This window comes from Bacteriovorax sp. HI3 (assembly GCF_059738875.1).
Genome location: NZ_AP026946.1, coordinates 455,027 through 474,472, shown reverse-complemented (window position 1 = coordinate 474,472; position 19,446 = coordinate 455,027). Strand labels below are relative to the sequence as shown.

21 protein-coding genes are annotated in these 19,446 nt (G+C 41.3%); 12 read left to right on the top strand and 9 right to left on the bottom strand.

The genetic code is table 11. The annotated features are described in order from the left end of the window. Positions 1-21: 21 nt before the first annotated feature. Complete coding sequence (locus AC6JA8_RS02260; RefSeq protein ID WP_497975582.1) at positions 22-1,047, bottom strand: DEAD/DEAH box helicase; 1,026 nt, start codon at positions 1,045-1,047, stop codon at positions 22-24. 79 nt (positions 1,048-1,126) lie between these two features. Beyond that, complete coding sequence (locus tag AC6JA8_RS02255; RefSeq protein WP_497975581.1) at positions 1,127-1,561, bottom strand: hypothetical protein; 435 nt, start codon at positions 1,559-1,561, stop codon at positions 1,127-1,129. Positions 1,562-1,657: 96 nt separating this feature from the next. On the opposite strand from AC6JA8_RS02255, the gene AC6JA8_RS02250 reads away from it, so the two are divergent. Genes AC6JA8_RS02250 through AC6JA8_RS02235 form a run of 4 tightly spaced genes read left to right on the top strand, consistent with a single transcriptional unit; the run spans position 1,658 to position 3,514 of the window. After that, the gene (locus tag AC6JA8_RS02250) at positions 1,658-2,230 is read left to right on the top strand and encodes an RNA polymerase sigma factor (protein ID WP_142410139.1); all 573 of its coding nucleotides are present in this window, start codon (positions 1,658-1,660) and stop codon (positions 2,228-2,230) included. Next, positions 2,227-2,544: a hypothetical protein gene (locus AC6JA8_RS02245; protein WP_497975580.1), complete on the top strand. Its 318-nt coding sequence runs from the start codon at positions 2,227-2,229 to the stop codon at positions 2,542-2,544. Before AC6JA8_RS02250 ends, AC6JA8_RS02245 begins: the two co-directional genes overlap by 4 nt. A gap of 6 nt (positions 2,545-2,550) precedes the next feature. Further along, complete coding sequence (locus tag AC6JA8_RS02240) at positions 2,551-3,258, top strand: RsmE family RNA methyltransferase (protein WP_497975579.1); 708 nt, start codon at positions 2,551-2,553, stop codon at positions 3,256-3,258. 1 nt (position 3,259) lies between these two features. Further along, positions 3,260-3,514: a NifU family protein gene (locus AC6JA8_RS02235; RefSeq protein ID WP_102242240.1), complete on the top strand. Its 255-nt coding sequence runs from the start codon at positions 3,260-3,262 to the stop codon at positions 3,512-3,514. On the opposite strand, the gene AC6JA8_RS02230 is transcribed toward AC6JA8_RS02235, so the two are convergent. Then, positions 3,477-4,517: a glycosyltransferase family 9 protein gene (locus tag AC6JA8_RS02230; protein ID WP_497975578.1), complete on the bottom strand. Its 1,041-nt coding sequence runs from the start codon at positions 4,515-4,517 to the stop codon at positions 3,477-3,479. The two genes, AC6JA8_RS02235 and AC6JA8_RS02230, sit on opposite strands and share 38 nt — an antisense overlap. A 14-nt stretch (positions 4,518-4,531) precedes the next feature. Between AC6JA8_RS02230 and AC6JA8_RS02225 the strand changes: the two genes are divergently transcribed. From AC6JA8_RS02225 to AC6JA8_RS02205, 5 genes are read left to right on the top strand one after another with little or no spacing between them, the layout of a single operon-like run. After that, complete coding sequence (locus tag AC6JA8_RS02225) at positions 4,532-5,293, top strand: glycosyltransferase family 2 protein (protein ID WP_497975577.1); 762 nt, start codon at positions 4,532-4,534, stop codon at positions 5,291-5,293. A gap of 7 nt (positions 5,294-5,300) precedes the next feature. Continuing rightward, positions 5,301-6,275, top strand: coding sequence for a glycosyltransferase (locus AC6JA8_RS02220; protein WP_497975576.1), 975 nt, complete (start codon positions 5,301-5,303; stop codon positions 6,273-6,275). 12 nt (positions 6,276-6,287) lie between these two features. Next, positions 6,288-7,331, top strand: a complete 1,044-nt coding sequence (locus AC6JA8_RS02215; RefSeq protein WP_497975575.1) for an FUSC family protein — start codon at positions 6,288-6,290, stop codon at positions 7,329-7,331. A gap of 53 nt (positions 7,332-7,384) precedes the next feature. Further along, on the top strand, positions 7,385-9,304 hold the full coding sequence (locus tag AC6JA8_RS02210; protein WP_497975574.1) for a protein-glutamine glutaminase family protein: 1,920 nt from the start codon (positions 7,385-7,387) through the stop codon (positions 9,302-9,304). Then, positions 9,304-9,588, top strand: a complete 285-nt coding sequence (locus AC6JA8_RS02205) for a hypothetical protein (RefSeq protein ID WP_497975573.1) — start codon at positions 9,304-9,306, stop codon at positions 9,586-9,588. The genes AC6JA8_RS02210 and AC6JA8_RS02205 overlap by 1 nt, the downstream gene beginning before the upstream one ends. Here AC6JA8_RS02205 and AC6JA8_RS02200 read toward each other — a convergent pair. Together AC6JA8_RS02200 and AC6JA8_RS02195 are read right to left on the bottom strand one after the other, a co-directional pair. Next, complete coding sequence (locus AC6JA8_RS02200) at positions 9,585-10,367, bottom strand: carbon-nitrogen hydrolase family protein (RefSeq protein ID WP_497975572.1); 783 nt, start codon at positions 10,365-10,367, stop codon at positions 9,585-9,587. The two genes, AC6JA8_RS02205 and AC6JA8_RS02200, sit on opposite strands and share 4 nt — an antisense overlap. Beyond that, a complete protein-coding gene (locus tag AC6JA8_RS02195) occupies positions 10,364-11,686 on the bottom strand; it encodes a UDP-glucose dehydrogenase family protein (protein ID WP_497975571.1) in 1,323 nt (440 codons plus the stop codon). The genes AC6JA8_RS02200 and AC6JA8_RS02195 overlap by 4 nt, the downstream gene beginning before the upstream one ends. A gap of 76 nt (positions 11,687-11,762) precedes the next feature. Here AC6JA8_RS02195 and AC6JA8_RS02190 point away from each other — a divergent pair, with 76 nt between their 5' ends. Further along, positions 11,763-12,731 carry a lysylphosphatidylglycerol synthase transmembrane domain-containing protein gene (locus AC6JA8_RS02190; RefSeq protein ID WP_497975570.1) on the top strand — a complete coding sequence of 323 codons (969 nt, stop codon included), beginning with the start codon at positions 11,763-11,765 and terminating at the stop codon, positions 12,729-12,731. A gap of 3 nt (positions 12,732-12,734) precedes the next feature. Here AC6JA8_RS02190 and AC6JA8_RS02185 read toward each other — a convergent pair whose 3' ends face one another. The 4 genes from AC6JA8_RS02185 to lepA form a co-directional block, all read right to left on the bottom strand. Next, a complete protein-coding gene (locus tag AC6JA8_RS02185; RefSeq protein ID WP_497975569.1) occupies positions 12,735-13,640 on the bottom strand; it encodes an SPFH domain-containing protein in 906 nt (301 codons plus the stop codon). Between the two features lie 105 nt (positions 13,641-13,745). Continuing rightward, positions 13,746-14,750, bottom strand: a complete 1,005-nt coding sequence (locus AC6JA8_RS02180) for a glycosyltransferase family protein (RefSeq protein ID WP_497975568.1) — start codon at positions 14,748-14,750, stop codon at positions 13,746-13,748. A 31-nt stretch (positions 14,751-14,781) separates the two neighbouring features. Further along, on the bottom strand, positions 14,782-15,408 hold the full coding sequence (locus tag AC6JA8_RS02175; protein WP_102242228.1) for a hypothetical protein: 627 nt from the start codon (positions 15,406-15,408) through the stop codon (positions 14,782-14,784). Between the two features lie 134 nt (positions 15,409-15,542). Continuing rightward, positions 15,543-17,342 (bottom strand): translation elongation factor 4, encoded by a 1,800-nt coding sequence (gene lepA / locus AC6JA8_RS02170; protein WP_497975567.1) that lies wholly within the window; start codon positions 17,340-17,342, stop codon positions 15,543-15,545. Positions 17,343-17,427: 85 nt separating this feature from the next. On the opposite strand from lepA, the gene AC6JA8_RS02165 reads away from it, so the two are divergent. Together AC6JA8_RS02165 and AC6JA8_RS02160 are read left to right on the top strand one after the other, a co-directional pair. Continuing rightward, a complete protein-coding gene (locus tag AC6JA8_RS02165) occupies positions 17,428-18,546 on the top strand; it encodes a class I SAM-dependent RNA methyltransferase (protein WP_497975566.1) in 1,119 nt (372 codons plus the stop codon). Between the two features lie 49 nt (positions 18,547-18,595). Then, the gene (locus tag AC6JA8_RS02160) at positions 18,596-19,441 is read left to right on the top strand and encodes a tetratricopeptide repeat protein (RefSeq protein ID WP_497975565.1); all 846 of its coding nucleotides are present in this window, start codon (positions 18,596-18,598) and stop codon (positions 19,439-19,441) included. The last annotated feature ends 5 nt before the right edge of the window (positions 19,442-19,446 follow it).

Here is a 19,446-nt window from a genome sequence, read left to right as displayed (position 1 = left end):
GAAGGAGAAAATGTTTGTCTCCTAGATTTCAATTCCCAGAAGGTCTCCCAAAACGATTTTTGCTTTATGCTTTAGTCTTTCTTTTTTAGTCGTATGAAAACGATCAGTTGTATAGACTTCGTAACCACTCCCCCTTCTTCCTCCCCGGCCAATCATCTGCAGCCAGAAGTCGTAATTCTTCACTTCATAATCAATAAAAACTTTTTTTATCTCCGGAAGATTCACTCCGTGGCTTAAAGTTGTCGTCGAAAAGATGCAATCAATCTCGCCTTTATTCTCTTCTACATTTTCTAAAAAGGACTCCACTTCTCCACCGACACAGCCCAAGGCCTTAAACCCCAAACGCTTTGCCCGGTCGGTGAGCTCATCCACCTGTGAGCGGTAAGCACAGAAATAAAGAAAAATGTGCTCACTCTCTTTCTGTCTTAACTCTCTCCAAAAAGCTTTTTGTATATAGGCCGGCTTCATCCCATAAAAGCTCAGCTGCTTTTCAGGTTTTCTATGGAGAGCATGATTGCCGTAATCGATGTGAATCCAGAAGTCCTGATAATACTCCAGGTCTTTTTTTAATCCCGCCATCACTTCCTGATCCATCGTCGCGGTGACGGCCAGCATGGGAAAGCAACAATTCAAAATGGCGAGGAAGCGGTCATGAAGTACAGGACGAAAACCTTGCCCCCAATAATAAAACAAATGAAACTCATCAATGACAAAAATAACTTTCTCTTCAAGCTCAAATAATTCTTCGAGGAACTCTTCACTCAAAAGCTCCATCGTTGAGACCAGAAAACTCTTCTTCGCTTTAATAAACCCTTTTAAACAATCCTCCAGCGGTGTTTCACCACCAGCGAGAAAGATATGTTTTTCACCGGCCTTTTCTAAATTGGAATGGACTTCATTGGCGAGGGCCCGCAAGGGAGAAAGATAAACGATCTTAAAATCTTCTTCGCGATAAAACTCCACCACCATCCTGGTTTTTCCGGAAGCGACAGGGGCAGTCAGTAGTGTAAAACATGAGGGTGAAAATAAAGCGGGGATAAGTTTCATGAAATGGCATCATTCAATGCTACCTCATGCCCCTTATCCCCAACCTAGGAAGATTATGGACGTGACTCCAAACGAACTTCTAATCTTTGTATTTTGATTTCATTTCTTTCATACGAGTTTTCATAGCTTCCTGAAATTCTTTATTCTTTTTCTTCAGGACATTTTCTTTAAACTCTTTTCTGTTTTTCTCTTCTTCTTTTTTGAAAGAGTCTTGTTTCTCTTTAATCTGTTCACGTAAAGCTTTGTTGTGAGTTTTATCACCCGGCTTTAATTGTTTATAAAGCTCTTCAAGCTCTCTTACATTGGCCAGTTTGCGGTCATACATTTCGTTAATATGTTTAACGTGCAAATCACGCATTTCCTGAATGTGGTCTTCACGGAATTTTGAGCACTCTTTAGAAAACTTAGCGACGTCTTCTTTTACCTGGTCATCGGCCGCAAAAGTCACAGCGCTTCCCATTAAAAGGACCAGGGTAAAAATAGCGTTTCTTAGCACCCCTAATGAAATCGTCATGTTAGAACCTCCGTTTTTGTTCTCTTAACCATTTTACGCTAGCATTTCATAAAAGTTTCACGAAACTTTTGGGCAATATTTGCGTATTATAGGTGAATGGAAACTGCCAGGGCCACAAAAGGCATTATGTCCGACAACCAGTTAATGCAGATGTTTGCTGATCACGATGATCAGGTTGCGTTCGAGCGCCTTTACCATAAATACAAAGAGTCCTTAATTAGATTTAGTTATGGATACACTTTTAACCAGGCCCGTGCGGAAGAAATTGTTCACGATACCTTTTTAAAGGTCTATCGCTACAAAAAAAATTATGATCCACAAAAAACATTCCGAACATGGTTGTGGACCATTTGTAAAAATACCAATCTCGATGCTCTTGATAAGAACCCACTTAAAAGGGACCAGAGCTTTGAAGATATAGAAACTGAATTCACCGACCAGGATGAATCAGTTTTAGAAAAGATGGTGAATGAATCTACCAAAGAAGAGATTAACAATGTAATTGGCACGCTTCCTCTCACTCAAAGAGAAGCTCTTTTGTTGTGGATGAATGATGACTTAAGCTTTGAAGAAATGGGAAGTGTTTTAAATAAATCTCCCCAGGCCGTAAAAAACCTGGTCCACCGTGCGAAATTAGGAATGAAAACTAAATTAGGAGGCTCAAAATGAGCAATCAATTAAAAGATGCACTAAAGAAGAAAATGGATGTCACTCCATCGTCTAACTTTGATTCAGCTTTTTTTGAGAAGCTTGAAAAGAGCAAGAAGCCTCGCCTATTTAGCAATTGGGTTACCTGGGCCGTGAGCGGTTGCGCGACAGCTTCAGTCCTTTTTATTGCTATCACTAACTACAATGTCCCGGGGCCCCAGCGTGTAAACCAAAGGGAATTTGTGGAAAATGCCCTTGAAATCCAGGGTGCCTTAAACGAAGGGATTTCCCCTATCGAATCTGACTTGACGGTCTCAATCACTGATGAGATTTAGTCATGCATGAATTCATTAATCCTAAAAAACACTGACGGGGTCATTGCCGATCCAAAAGTCCTCGCGCATATGCACGAGACACTTAAAGCGAAGGCAGGAGACACATTTAAGTGTACAGTTTTAGGACAAGGCCTTTGCCAAGGTAAAATCATTGAGCTGGCAAAAGACAAATGCATCCTCGAGCTCTCTCCTCTGACAAAAGCTCACTCGCAATGGTTTAACTTGGTAGTGGGAATTTCCAGACCGCAAACCAGCAAAAAGGTTCTCGAACACGCCACTACTTTTGGCGCTAAAAATATCCATTTTTTTAAGGCCGCTCTCTCTGAGAAAAGCTACCTGGACTCAAAAGTTTTTGACCCCCATGAGTGCGAAGAATACCTGCTTGCAGGACTTTCTCAGTCGGCAATCTATGGTGAACTTCCTGGTGTTAAGGTCGATAAATATAACCCAGCAGATCACTATAAAAACGAGCCTCAAAAGTTCATTCTTGATCTTTCAGGAAAAGAGAACTTCCTTGATTTAAAAGAGAGTATTAACTTTGATACTGCCATCACCTTAGCTATCGGTCCGGAAAGAGGTTTTATCCCTGAAGACATAGAGCGTTTTCATCAGGCAGGCTTTAAAAGTGTCAAGATATCGTCTAGCATTCTTAGAGTAGAACATGCTATATATTCAGCCGTTTCTCAGTTAGAATTGATTAGAGGAAGATATTAATATGATCAGAAAACTAGAAAATTTATTTGATGAACAAGTTCGCCCGGCACTCGCTGCTCACGGTGGTAACGTGGAAATCGTCGACCTCGACAACAACGTTCTTTTCCTTCGCCTTCAAGGTGGATGTCAGGGATGTTCAAGCTCTAATGCCACTCTTAAGCAAGGGATTCAAACTCTGGTGAAACAAAATTTTCCGGAAATCACTGACGTGGTCGATATTACAGATCACGAGAGTGGAGAAAATCCTTACATGTAGTTGTGATGGACCCCATCACTTTCTCCGGCGTAAACAGTTTCAAACATTGCATGTACTCATCTTTTAAATCACAGACGGAAAGACCACAGTAGTGGTGCACTCTGGTTCTGCATGCCAGCTCTTCCACATAAAAATAAGGATGCTTTTTAGAATCGTATGGATGCCATTCATTGGCAGGCTCTGGTCCAAAAAGCGTGAAGCTCTTTAAATCAACCGCAACCGCGATATGTTTTAGGCCTGTATCATTTCCAATGTAAAAAGCCGACTCCTCAAAAAATTTTGGGAGCTCAGCCAAGGGAATATGAACGATAGCTGTATTTGAGGGAAGACCTAAAGCTTCTAGTTCGTTTTTAATTCTTTCATCATCCACGCTTTTAGAAAGTGGTATGACTACTTCAAATTCAGGAAAAGCTAAGGCCATCAGTTTCGCCAAAGCGATATAATTCTCCAAAGGCCACATTTTCGTCAATCTGGTCGCCACCACTCCAAAAATAATTCTCGCTTTTTTAGCGTTGGAATTAAGGACGGTCATCTTCGGTGAGTAATCCAAAAATTTTGGAATCTCTTTATCACCTAAAAAAGAATACACACCATCAAGGTCTCTTTGAATAAGTGGCTTAATCACGCCCTGATCAAGAACCTCACCACCTTCTTTTAAATGATGGTTATGGGCGGTGTATTTAATCCCCATTAAAAAAGCTATCAGCTTAAACGCCTTAGCTCCTCTTCCCGACTGGTGCATTTCATGAATGTGATCGATTTTTAGTTTTCTCAGGTCTTGGTAAGTTTTAAAGAAATCTTTTAACGACTTTAGCGAGAGCGGGTAAATAGAATCTGCCGCTGTTTCAACATTCTTATAAAGCGGCGCCACCCATTGAGGAACAGCGTAAATGATGTTAGCCTTGGGGTATAATGCACGAGTGTAAGCAACCGAGCTAAGCCCCATAACGGAGTCGCCTAAAGCACGGTTTTTAACTAACAGAATGTTTGAAAGTTTTCGCATTTAGGTACCAAAGAATGAATAAATTAACAGTGGCCATCATAACTTACAACGAAGAGAACAACATTGAACGTTGCATCACTTCGGTTAAAGAAATCGCCGATGAAGTCCTGGTAGTGGATTCATTCTCTACAGATAAAACTGAAGAAATCGCTACCCGCCTTGGTGCCCGTTTTATTAAAAATCCATTTGCCGGCCACATTGAACAAAAGAACTTTGCTTTAGATCACTCGTCTCACGATTACGTTCTTTCTCTCGATGCCGATGAAGCCCTTTCTCCAGAACTTCTTACTCAAATCAAGATGGTCAAAAAGAATTTCAACATGAATGGCTACCGCTTTAACCGCTTAACCAATTACAACGGTCACTGGGTTCGCCACTGCGGTTGGTACCCTGATACAAAACTTCGCCTGATTAAAAAAGGCAAAGCTCGTTGGGGTGGAGAAAACCCACACGATATTCTTCAAATGACAGTGAACGAAGGAACCGGTTTTTTAAACGGCGATCTTCTCCACTACAGTTATGATTCAATCACTGCTCACGTGACTCAAACAAATAAGTTCACGACAATTGCCGCTTACGCTGCTTTTAAACAAGGCAAGCGCTCAAGTGTCTTTAAAATTGTCACGAGACCTGTCTTTAAATTCTTCCGCGACTATTTTATCAAGGGTGGATTTTTAGATGGCCGATACGGTTTCATTATCTGCTGTATCAACTCTCTCTACGCTCTTTTGAAGTACTCTAAGCTTCACGAGCTGCAACTTGGTAAAAAAATCTAGGACCTTTATGAAAATAGTTTTCTCTCACTCAGGCGTTCTTCCGGTTATTGGTTATGGCGGAATTGAGCGCATTCTTTTCTGGCACATGGTAGAGCTTGCTCGCCTGGGCCATAAAGTCGTTTTAATCGGACACCCCGATTCTAAAGTTAAAGAATACGGCATCGAACTCATCCCTATGAAAATGGAAGGAAAAGAGTGGACGACACAAATCCCACAGGACGCCGACATCATTCACTTAAGCTACAACTACCGCGTTCCTGGAAACATTCCGACAATCATTACTGTTCACGGTAATGGTCAACCGGGAGAGATTTTCGATAAGAACTCTGTTTTTGTTTCTAAGAGACATGCTGAAGTTCACGGTTCAACTCAATTCGTTCACAATGCAATCGATCTGGCCGAATACCCATACCAACCAAAAAAGAAACGGGCCTGGAATGATTTTCTCTTCCTGGCCAAAGCTTCCTGGCGAGTGAAGAACTTAAAAGACTCCGTTAAGGCAGCAAGAAGCACTGGCAGACACTTGCACGTTGCAGGTGGACGTTGGTGGGGGCTGTCTCGTTATGTCCACAACCACGGAGTTGTTGGCGGCGATAAAAAAATGGACATTATTAGAAACTGCGACTTCATGGTTTTTCCGGTTCGTTGGCCAGAGCCATTTGGAATCGCTGTTATTGAAGCGATGTCACAAGGTCTGCCTGTGATTGGTTCTCCTTACGGAAGCCTTCCTGAACTTATCACTAAAGATGTTGGTTTTATCGCTCACAACTATAACGAATTGGAAAAATTTGTTCGCGAAGATCATTCAAAAACTTTTGATCCAGATAAAATCAGAAAGTATGTCGAAGACAATTTTAATGTGAATAAACATGCTCTAAGTTATCTGGAGCTTTATAAGAAAGTGATCAGTGGAGAGAGTCTGAATCAGACCAACCCAACGTTTCAATTCTCTGAAAGGGCCGAGAACCTACTACCTTTTTAAAACAGAGTAGCTATGCCATTTAAAGAACACGTCGAAAACACACTTCGTATCAATCCTGAGCCAACACCGCTCTTTAAGATGCTTCTTTCTGCGCTGGCCATCACCACTCCACTCATCATTGGACATTTTAACCACGAACTTTTTGTTTCGATGTTCGGCTCACTTATGGGTCTGGTTTTTTACTTAAATGATCACTTCGATAGTTTTTTTGTTCGCACCCGCCACCTGGTCGTCACGTTTATTCTCTTGATGATCAGTTTAGCTGTTGGCGCAGCTTCTGTTGGTAGCCTCTACACTGTCGCCATCATTCTTTTCATTTTGAGTTTTCTTCTGGGGAAATCAAAAGATTATGGAATTGAACTTGAACGCATGATGCTTTTTATCACGCTTCAATTCTTAACGGCTTCAGCAGAAGTTGTTATTAAGCTGAAACTTACCTCACTTCTTCTTTATTCAAGTATCGCTTTTCTCAATTACTTATTTTGGGCCTATGTCATTTTTAAGGTTACAAAACATGAGACTAAATTAACGGAAAGTAAGAGAGCGACAGTAAAAAAGATTATTGCTCATAACCGCGGGATCAAATTCCCTTTAGTATGCGCTGTCTTTTCAACTCTTGGGTATATCCTTGCTCAGGTTTTTGAATTCGCTCATGCAAACTGGATTGTGGGGACTGCGCTTATCGTGATTCTTCCAGACAGCTATCAAAGTATTTACAAAAGTGCCCAGCGAGTTCTGGGAACAATTTTAGGTGTCGTCATCGCTTCGGTCATTTTAAGTTATGCCCACAACCAGCTTCTGCTTATCTCTTTTGTGTTTATCTGCTCATTTTTAATGCCATTAGGCCTTTCTCAAAATTATTGGGTTGGTAACATCTATATCGCGGCCATGATTCTTTTTTTCCTGGAAATTGCCGCTCCTCAATCAACGGCCACTCATCACTTAGCTTATTGGCGTGCGATTGATATCATCCTTGGATGTTCTATCGGAGTCTTAGCAGCAATTTGGCTCAAGCCAGACATCGTTAAAAAGTCGATCAAATCTCTCAGACATTAATTTGTCACATTTGCGTTTTGTTTGGCCGATAAGACCCCTAATTGGGGGTCTATGTGAAAATTAATCTACTTCTTCTTTCGCTTGCTTTGATGCAATCGACAGTCTTCGCTCAGGTGCAAGACTTGGATCAATACAATCAGTATCCAGGGCAACAGCAGCAACAAGGCTCTCAAAAAGACTCTTTCAATTACCCTGGTGGTGGCATATTCGGTGGAATGACTGGTGGGTTTCCTGGGGGCATGGGAACAACGAAACTCAATCCTGATGATTATCCACAAATAACGGTTAAACTTGCCAACAATCAATCATCTGTAAAATGTAATCTCGATAAAGAAGTCAAAGTTTACGTTTGTCCTAATGGCGACAAACCAGTGCTGGTTAAAAACAATCCATTTGGTTTCACGGCCCTTAGTAGAGATAAAGAAAATGCACCGTCATTCGCTACGATTGAAAATGTCGTGGCCGATGGAAAAACTCTCTACGCTGCTCCAACGACATCTCCAGGAATGGGAATGGGTATGGGTGGTGGAATGATGGGAGGTTATGGTGGTACAGGCGCTTTTGGAAAACCTAACGACCTAAGCACTAAGTACAATGAAAGTGTCATGCTCATTGATGCTTTTTTCACCAACCCAGAAAACCGCTCTGATAATTCATTAAAGACGAAAGGCTCTTCTCAATATAAGTCTATTGTCCAGGCCTACATGTACGACAGAGAAGAAGCGAAAGCAGAACTCGACAGGGCCTACAACGAAAAGTCATACAAGGTTCAACTTTTTAATGGCCAGGAAGTTTCATGTGAGCGCGGTGAAACCAGAGAGCTGACAAATCAAGAAAGAGATTATCAGCGCCAAATGGGTTACCAGATTAAATGCGGAAGCTTTAAATGTGATCCAGTAACGATTGACGGGAAGACATACCAAGCGACAATGCTTTATGACTCTGCTCCAAATTCAATGATCCCGGGAACGATTCACTTGCTAGATGAAAAAGATGGAATCGGTCCAACTACAACGATTAAAAAAATCACATCTCCAAATTCGCAAACACCATTAGTAGATATGCCTTATGACTATAAGAAGCTTCCGATGTACGGCGATTACATCAAAGCGAGCGTTCCTCAATCACTTGGGCAAGACCGCGATAAAGTTGTGACATATAAAGATCCCAATTTTGAGCAGGCCATCGTTTACTACAAAAATGTTTGTAAAGACAACAAAGCATTAAACGATTTGGTTGAAGGCAAAAAGAAAGTGCTTAAAAAACTTGGCGATCTTGAGCTGGCCGAGTTCATTCAGGTTATCGGAAATGGAAACCTAGTCGGGACTTTTGTCGATCCAAAAAAAGCACCTGAATTAGGATGTATTTATCAAGGTGTTTTCCTAAATGCTGAAGCGGCAAAAAATCTTGACCGCATCAAAAAGAACATTCACCCAGATAGAACTGTTGAACAAACCATTACGATGGACAGAGCGAGTGAGCTTTTTAAGAAAGCACAAAAGATGGATGACATTGCCTGGAAATATAAGCCAGACGGTTGTTATGCCCGTGCTCACTTAATGGCAAGACGTTTTGAAGAAGAAGGTGTGCGCGTTGATAAAGTCTGGATCAAGGGTGATCTCTATGTTCCAGGAACAGAGCCACTTATCCAGTGGAACTTCCACGTAGCACCTATCGTGTATGTTAAAAATGCTAAAGGTGAGACACAAAAAATGGTTATCGATCCTTCTCTTTTTGATAAACCGGTAACAGTTGAGGAGTGGGACAATAAGATGTCAAAGAACACAGCTCGTGGCTCGGTTGTGACAGCTTTTCCTTTCCCGGAAAACGCAGCTCAGATGGAGAGATCAGCTTTATCTTTCTCAAGCTCTGATCCTTACCTTCCTCGCGACAGCATCTATCTTTCTGAACAAGAGAAAATGGATATGGCGAATGAAACAATGAGAATGTACAAACCACTGGAGCCAAGATAATGAAAACATCAATCCTTCTTTTAACACTTCTGATGTCCTCTTTCACACTTGCCCAGGAAGCTGGGAAACGTGAAGAAAAAACAATAGAAATCAAAGCTCATATTGCCAAGATGCTGATGACTCCTAAAAAGGTCTACAGATTGGAATTAGTCGAGCTTGCAGCTGCCTACTTCGCTGAAGAAAAGTTCGCACCTTGCCTGCAAAAAGCGATGAAAGAAAATAAAAAGGCCACTATGAAAGTGGCCGCTTATTCGCTTAGTGTTTTAGATTGCAAAGTCGATTAATAAGGACGATTCATTAAGACTGATTTCCTGATGAGTTCAATCTTCGGGAAATCAAGTTCTACCACTCCTACTTTCACACCTTCTTGAAGATCCATAAGAATATCTCCCCACGGGTCAACAACTAACGAGTGACCATAAGTTTGCATCCTATCGTTGTGATGTCCCCACTGAGCAGCCGCAATGACAAAACACTGATTCTCAATCGCGCGGGCGCGAAGAAGTGTATGCCAATGAGCTCTTCCCGTCGGCACTGTAAAAGCGGCAGGGTAAGTGATAATGCTCGCTCCTTCTTTTCTATAGTGAAGGGCCATCTCTGAAAAGCGCATATCAAAACAGATCCCCAGACCTACTTTAACGGCGTTTACATCAACGACTTTATAATCAGAGCCAGCAGTGTAGTTTTTTGCTTCTGAAATCTTCTTATCTGGAAGATCACAAGCAAAAAGATTGATCTTGTCGTAGTGACCAAGGTCTTTACCATTTTTATCAAAGTTGTAAGCGCGGTTAACCACTTTACCGTTTAGTAAAGTTGCGGCCGAACCACCAATCTGCGCCATCCCGAAATCCGTCGAGAGTTTCTGGATTTCTTTATAGTGCTCGTTGCCCTCTTCAACTAAATAAGGTGTAGGAGTGATTCCATCACTCATTGAATAGAAAACTTCCGGCATAAAGAATGCTTCGGCCCCTTGAGCTTTAGCCTCTTTTAAAAGGCCTCTGATTGTCTCAAGGTTCGTTTTATAATCAAGAACAGATGTTAACTGGAGTACTGCGATTTTCATTTAATGAATTTCCCAATTGCGTAGTAAGTAAATCCTTCTGCCTGAACTTTTTTAGTGTCGTATAAGTTTCTTCCGTCAAAAATAACTGGTTTGTTAAGCTTCGTTTTAATTTCAGAGAAATCAGGAGTCGTAAACTCTCTCCACTCTGTTACAGTGATTAAAGCGTCAGATCCTTTAAGAGCATCATACTTGTTATCGAAGGCCTTAATCTTGCCTTCACATTCTTTATACTGACTCATTTCATGTAGGTAGTTTTCAGTCGCTACTGGATCGAAAATGTTAATTGTAGCACCAGCTCCGATTAACTTTCTTGCCATCGCAATCGCCGCTGTCTCGCGAACGTCATCAGTGTTTGCTTTGAAAGCTACACCCCAGAACGTGAAGACTTTACCTGTCAGGTTGTCACCGTAATGTTTTTTTACTTTTGAGAAGACATAAGATTTTTGTTCATCGTTAACTTCTTCAGTTGCGTTGATGATTTTTAAATCCATTCCGTAGTCTTCAGCTGTTGCCACTAGAGCTTTTACGTCTTTAGGGAAACACGATCCACCGTAACCTGGACCTGGGTATAGGAAGTGTCCACCAATTCTCTTATCTGATGAAATCCCCTTTCTTACTTCTTCGATATCTGCATTTGTTAAATCACAAAGGCGGGCAATTTCGTTGATGAAAGAAATCTTAGTAGCAAGGAAACAGTTCGCTGCGTACTTGCTCATTTCAGCTGAAAGGTTGCTCATTCCGTAGATCGGGTTACCTTGGCGGACAAGAGGAGCATAAAGCTCTTCCATTACTTTCATCGCTCCAGCGTCCTGGTGACCGATGATAACGCGGTCAGGGCGCATAAAGTCTTCTACCGCTGATCCTTCTTTTAGGAACTCAGGGTTGTTAACCAGGTGGAATTTTTTTGTCGTTTTTTCTGCGATTAGCTTTCTGATTTCAACAGATGTCCCAACTGGAACTGTTGATTTAATAACAACGATTGCTCCGTCAGTTAAATTCTTTGCCACCGCTTCAGCAGCTGCACGAAGATACTTAAGGTCAGCTCTTCCGTCGTCTGCAGATGGCGTTCCAACGGCCAGGAAGATTGATTGAGCTTCCGCCACAGATTCATACCCTGTTGAGAAATGAAGTCTGCCCGCTTTAATATTTCTTTCCAGAAGTTCTGTTAAACCTGGTTCATAGATTGGCGATTTATGTGCTTTTAGCATTTCGATCTTTTTTGGATCGATGTCGATACAAGTTACATCGTGTCCGATTTCAGCAAAACAAGTCCCGCTGACTAATCCCACATACCCAGTACCAATAACAGAAACTTTCATATTTTCCTCTCTCTCAAAATTAGCAATTTCCCCCCTACAATAGCATTATGCGAGGGAATATGCTAAATTTTTATAGATGAAAACCACCCTCAAATTCCTCCTGGCCTTTGCCTTATGCTATTGGCTTTTTAAGAATGATCAGCTGGATTTCTCTCTCGTAACAAAGACCTTGAATAGTGGTTACTTATGGGTGTTCGCTATAACCTTGCTCGTTGCTCGATTATTTGTCGCCAATGTCCGCTGCCAGATTCTCCTGGAAACAAAGAGCGAAAACAAAATCTCTTTTTCCAAACTCTTTGCGTTTAATGCAATTGGCAATTTCTTTTCCGTAATCCTGCCGGGCTCCAGTGCCGGAGATGTCATAAAGTTTTTCTATTTTAGAAACCTGGATAAAAGTCTCTCTGCCACAACCGTTGCTTCCATTATAGCCCTCGATCGTTTTGTAGGGCTTCTTGGCCTATTGGGGATTGGGATTTTTATTTGCTGTTTTCAATACCAAAGCATCATGGCACTCAACCCTGCGCTCTTAACGTTCATCATCATGAATGTCGTTCTTTTTGTCGGGCTTGGAATTTTTATTGTTGTGATCTTTAGCAACCTGATCAACAGAGAAAAACTCGTCTCTAAGCTCACTCATTACCTCAACAGATGGCCAAAGGTCTTGGGTCCTTTAATTGATATGCTTTCCATCCGCCTATCGTTTAAACCATTTTTTTATACGTTTATGCTGAGTGTGTTTAATCAGTTGTTACTCTTTATCTGCATCTGGCTTTTAATTAAACCTTTTATTCCTCTGGAAACCTCAGTACTCAATCTCTTTAGCATTCTTCCCATCGGAATGATCGGCGCAGCTCTGCCTATCACACCGGCAGGTCTGGGAGTTGGTCACGTCTTGTTTGAAAATTTATTTAAGATGCTGCAAATTGATCATGGCGCTTCATTATTCAATTTATTCTTTATCGCCAATACGCTGGTGAATCTTACGGGAGTTATCCCCTACCTGTTCGTTAAGTCTGAACTTAAAGACAGGCAGGAGACACCTTAATCATTATCTGTGCTGGCTTTCTTTCATCGAATTAACCGAAGTTAAAATCGCTTCCTGAATCTGGTCTCTCATTCCCGTTACGTTGCTTGAACTGTACGGAACCATGATAGTGTTTGAGTGAGAGTTTTTACTCATGGCCTCTAGCGCATCATAGTGTTGAGTGATTAAAAGAATAGTTAAAACCTCTTCATTGTTAATGCCGGATTGTTTTAAATCTTCAATCGACAATTTTAAACCAGAAGCAATCTCTTTTCTTTGGTTGGCCATACCAAGACCTTGAAGACGTTTACTTTCAGCGTGAGCTTCAGCTTGCATAACGATGCTGATTTTTTCAGCTTCAGCTTTGGCCATCGCTGCATCTCTTAATCTTTCAGCAGCGTTGATTTCGTTCATTGATTGCTTAACTTTTTCATCTGGATCAATATCAGTGATGAGAGTTTTAATAATCATGAATCCAAAATCATCCATTGATTCTTCAAGAGACTCTTTCACTGCTAAAGCAACAGTGTCTTTGCTAACGAATACATCATCAAGAGAAAGTTTTGGGATTTCCGAACGAACTACGTCAAAGATATAACTTTCAATCTGCGCGATAGGATCAGACAGACGGTAGTATGAATCGTGAACTTTATCTCTGATAATCTGATACTGAACAGAGACTTTTGTTCTTACGAATACGTTGTCTCTCGTTTTCGTTTCAACTTCAATATCCTGTTGAACGATCTTTAAATTTCTTCTGATAACAATTCTGTCGATAAACGGCAGCTTGAAGTTTAAACCTTCGTGAGCTGTGATATGGTATTTCCCCAGGCGCTCAATAATGGCAGCAGTCTGCGAGTTAACAATAAACAATGAATCAAATAAGCAAATAGCGATAAAAATCAGAAGCACAATCAATAGTGGTTCCACATAGACCTCTCAAATTAGTTTCTTTGATCATAAACCTTGAGAGGCCTTCACAAAAGCCTTAATGCAAAAAATTATTTCTCTGTAAGATTCGACGCGAAGAGAGCTCTAAGAAGGGTGGCGAAACCCGATATGTCTGCTGGATAACTGGAAAATCAGTTTAAAATCATCACTCCACGGACGGTGAAGTTTCGACTTCATTTCAAGACCTGGCTCTGCTCTCTTAAAAAGGTAATCAAACAATCCTGGCTCAGTTAACACCATCGACTTCTTTAAAGCAGATGGAACTTCGCTGCTTGAAGCAAACCAAGAAACCTTTTTGGCCCCAATTGTTTTAAGAAGAGTTTGAGAATATTTTTTCGGGTCTCCCACAATCGCCACTTCAGAAACTTCTGGAAGCTCCCAAATATCATTCATGCGCAGGATGCGCTCTTTCATCACTAGTGGATGAGTGCCAAAATATTCAACACACTTATTTTTGCTGGCATTTCTCTGGCCTTTGGAAAGCTTTTCTTCCAGCACTTGAGCTTCATGATAAAGTTTTCCCATATCGCGGATTTTTTCTTTATATGAGTCCTGCTCTCTTACGTGGCCGTAATGGAAAATACGCGCCTCTGTGAAGAAAACTTTAGTCTGGTTTCTGAATCCCTGAGCGTCTCCCCAGGATTCAATATTAGTTTTTAGTTTGATCGCTCTGATTTCATGCGGGTACCATTTTTTAGAAACGGCCACATGATGATGAGTCTGCCAAAAATGGAAGTAGCGGAATGAAATCGCATCACAACCAGTCTTCTGAGCTTCCTCAATATCTTTAATTAATCTTTCGTAATCATCTTCGTGCAAAACTTCATCGGCCTGCAGGTAAATTCCCCAGGCATTATCTTCTTGCCCGTGATCTTTTCTCAAGGCCTCAAGTGCTTTGTTCGTTTCCACAGAAAGCACGAGTCCTTTTTTCAGGGCCATGTCCCAAGTACTTGGGATGATTTTTACGCCGGGAATCTTTTGTGACTCTTCCAGAGAGTTGTCATCACCTTTATCTAAAGCAACGTAAACTTCCTCTGAGATATGAGATAATGACGTGAACGATTCTCTAAAAGAGTAATCGTATTTCACGCCATTTCTTAATAAGGTAAAACCGTATAACTTAACTAAATTTGAAGATTTTTGTGGCATCGACGTGTCCGTAGCGGATCCACTTCGTCTTAAAAGATTCAATCTTCAGAAGGAATTTTAGCTCCTCACCAGGATTTTTCAGCTTTCTAACTTTTTTACATTCCTTCTTCAGGATACCGCGAACATCTTTTGGGATAACACAAAGGCCACTCATCAGATAGTTTTGGTTTTCATAAGTCAGAACGCGCCCAACGAAAATATCATCTTTAATGATTGATGGAAGCGACTCTCCTTTTGGAAGAGTGATTTTTTTATCGTGAAGCATATCGTACAGAGTATCGTATCCTCTGAAGTTTTTACCGACATACTCAAATAGAGAATAGTTAACGCCTGAAAGGGACTTCGCCAGGAAGTCATCTACCGGGTTGTTGATCAGGTAATCGCTGATAACAGTTCTAGTTCCACGCATAGAAATAAACTGAAGAACGTACCACTCGTTAAACGAGTTCATGCGCGCTTCAAAATCATCATCGTCGTCGTTAGCTTGACCAGTGATTGTGAAATACTCTTTCTTGGCTTCTAAAAGCGTGTCGTAATGTACACCTTGTGTATAGATGTCCAATGCTTTTAAAAAATGTTCTTTTAACAGTGGGTGCATATAATCCTTTATATGAATCTATTTCATCAATACCATCTTCATCGTTCAGTCGCGCGACGTGCAGTAGCACGCCTCCTCCTTCACTCTTCAACTCCTAGAATCTGGCATCGCTGAAACAGCTTCCAATTCTTAACTTATTCATCAGTTGAAAGAACAGCGAGGAACGCTTCTTGCGGAACCTCTACAGATCCTACCATCTTCATGCGCTTCTTTCCTTCTTTTTGTTTTTCTAGAAGTTTGCGCTTACGTGAGACGTCACCACCATAACACTTGGCAAGTACGTTCTTACGCAGGGCCTTGACTGTTTCTCTTGCAACTATTTTAGCACCAATTGCAGCTTGTACTGCAATATCAAATTGTTGGCGATCAATTAATTTTTGAAGTTTTTGCACAAGGTCACGACCTTTATAGAAAGAATTGTCGCGGTGACAAATAATCGACAGGGCATCTACCTTGTCCCCATTCAATAAAATATCAACTTTAACTAAGTCGGCCTCTGCGTAATCTCTGAACTCATAGTCCATCGAAGCGTATCCTTTAGTTAAACCTTTTAGTTTATCGTAAAAATCAAAAACCATTTCCGAAAGTGGCAGATCGTAAATAACCTGAACGCGGTCTTCGGTGATGTATTTAATCTCAGTCTGAATCCCTCTTCTTTCTTCACAAAGAGTGATCATACGTCCTACGTATTCGTTCGGAACGTGAATCGATAATTGAACCATCGGCTCACTAACAGATTGGATTTCTCCCGGCTCCGGCATCTCTGACGGGTTAGAGATCATGATTTCTTCACCGTTATTTTTTAAAACTTTGTAACTCACCGATGGAGCTGTCGAAATCAGGGCAAGACCAAACTCGCGCTCTAAGCGCTCCTGAATAATGTTCATGTGCAGAAGTCCTAAGAATCCGCAACGGAAACCAAATCCAAGGGCCGCAGAACTCTCCGGCTCGTATGTGAAAGAGGCGTCGTTAAGAGCAAGTTTCTCCAGAGCTTCTTTTAGATTTTCATAATCAGTAGACTCAACAGGAAAAATACCACAAAAAACCATGGGTTTGACTTCAACGTATCCAGCGAGATTTGGAGTCTCTTTTTTGTTGGCATGAACAACAGTGTCGCCAATATGAACGTCACGAATAGTTTTAATACCACAAATTACCATCCCTACTTCACCGGCCGTTAATTCATCAAGCTCAGTGAAAAATGGCGAGTTCACCGCCAATTTTAAAACTTCGTATTCCTGGCCTCCGGCCTTAAGGAAAATCTTCTCGCGTTTTTTTAGTGTTCCTTCAACTACTCTCACCAAGATAACTACACCCTGGTAAACATCAAACCACGAATCGAAGATCAGCGCCTGAAGTGGGTTAGTTGATTTTCCAGTTGGAGCAGGAATCTTTTGAACAATTTGTTCTAATAAAGCATCAATACCAATTCCCGATTTTGCCGAAACTTCACAGGCTTCGCTGGTATCGATTCCGATAATATCCTCAACTTCCTTCTTCACTCTTGGAGCATCGGCGTGAGGTAAATCAATTTTGTTAATAACTGGAAGGATTTCCAGGTCGTTGTCGATGGCCATATAAACGTTGGCCAGCGTCTGAGCTTCTACCCCTTGAGAGGCGTCCACAACCAGAAGAGCTCCATCACATGAAGCTAAAGAGCGCGAAACTTCGTATGAGAAGTCTACGTGGCCTGGAGTATCTATCAAATTAAAATAATAGGTATTGCCATCCTGCGCCTTATAAGGGATACGAACAGCCTGGGCTTTAATGGTAATTCCGCGTTCGCGCTCTAGATCCATGTTATCGAGTAAACGGTCTTTCTTCTCACGATTTGAGACAGCGTTTGTTGCTTCCATAATACGATCTGCGAGAGTCGATTTCCCGTGGTCGATGTGAGCAATGATAGAAAAATTGCGAATAAATTTTTGATCCATAAATCCCTAAAATTAAAGATAGCAATCACCATAGCATTAGATACTTAAAAATTGAATTTATTATACGAAACTTAGGACACCTTTCATGAAAAACGAGTTCGAAATCCAGCATATTGATCCTATTGGGCAAGGCGTTTCTAAACAAGAAGGCAGTGTAACCTTCATCAAAAAAACTTTGCCAGGCGAAATTGTCACTGCGGAAGTGTTCTCTTCAAAAAAAGGGGTTCAATTTGCCAAGCTTTGCGACGTTGTCACCCCTGCACCAGATAGAATTGCACCACTATGCCCACATTACAGCGAGTGCAACGGCTGTGATTTCCAGCACACTAGTTACGAAAAGGAACTTGAATACAAAAAAGCGGCACTTGCCCGCCATATGTTCAAATTCCCGGAAGTGCCAGTGACAGTTCACGGCGCAAAAAGAAGACTTTCATACAGAAACCGCATCCAACTTCATTACGATAAAAAGAAGAGAGAGCTCGGGCTTTTAAACTATAAAAATGAAATCATCCCAGTTCCTGAATGTAAGATTATCGAGCCAAGTGTTGCTTATGAACTTCGCGCTCTTTACGCTGCCGACAATTGGTTAAAGCTAGTGACAAAAGAGCCAGTTAAGGGCCATATCGAGCTTTACTCAAGAGACAATCACACTGGCGGGCACAACGTAAAAGTGTCAGTGAATTACCCATACGCCAATGGCGGTTTCACTCAGGTAAACGCAGAAATGAATGAGCGCTTGCGCGTTTGGATTGAAAAAAAGGCCCATGAAATCATTCCTCCAAAGGCCGTGGTGTACGACCTTTTCGGCGGAAATGGGAACCTGAGCGTGAAATTTAAAAACCCAACTCTAGTTGTGGATAAATACCGTACAACTCCCCAACCTTCGGCCCACCAGAAGTTCTTTTCTCTCGATTTATACGACAAAAACGCTGTAAGAAGCCTCATCGCTCTTAAAAAAGACGGTTATCCTCGTCCTGATTGGTTAATTATTGACCCTCCTCGCTCGGGATTAAAAAATTTACAAGATTTTTTAAATGAATTTAAACCAGCTGGATTTATCTTCATCGCCTGCGAAGCGACCAGTTTCACTCGAGATACACTGGCGACTTTGAGCAATTACGATCTTCAGAGCGTGGAAATATTCGACCTTTTCCCTTCAACACAGCATTTTGAAACAATCGGCATATTTACAAGAAGAGCCTAGAGCGATTAAAATAGACTCATATCTTAATGGATTGAGATGTGAGGATCCCATGCTAAAAAAAGCGTTATGTTTAACTCTTACTACACTTGCTGTTGCTTCTTGTTCAAGCAATCAACTAAAAGAGCAGACAGTTGAAGAAAAGAAGGCCGAAGTTTATTACGGTCGCGGCACAGAAGAATTAATTTCTAAAAACTACGCTCAGGCCCTTACATACCTGACTCAGGCCAGAGACCTAAATCCAAAAGATTCACAAATCAGAAACAATCTTGGAATGGCCTACTATTTTAGAGAACAGCCAGTCCTCGCAGAAAATGAATTAAAAGAGGCCATTAGTATTGACCAAAAAAACAGCGACGCCAGAATCAACCTTGGTTCTCTGTATATGGAAAAAAACAGGCTTAAAGAAGCGCGTGAGCAATTTGAGCGCGTAGAAAAAGACCTGACTTTCAACAATCAATTTAGAAACTACTACAACCTGGGAATTCTTTCGCTTAAAGAAGGCGACAGACGTTCTGCTTTTGAGTACCTGGCAAAGTCAGTGAAAGAAAGAGAAGACTACTGTGCTGCTCACTACAAGCTTGGTGAAATGTATGCGGAAGAATACCGCTTCTCGCAGGCCCTTGAATCATTTAAAAATGCCGGAAAAGGAACGTGTGTAAAAGAACCTGCTCCGTACTATCAACAAGCTCTAACACTTATCAATTTAAATAAACCAGCAGAAGCAAAAAGAAAGTTACTCGAAATTACAGACAAGTTTCCATCAACTCGTTTTAGCTCGATGGCCGTTGCTCAACTTCGCAAGCTGGAAAATATGCCGGAAGGCCAATCATCAACCAGAGCTTCTCAAACTGAAGTGATTAAAGAATCACGCGCAGTCGAGACTCCGAACTTTTAAGAAAC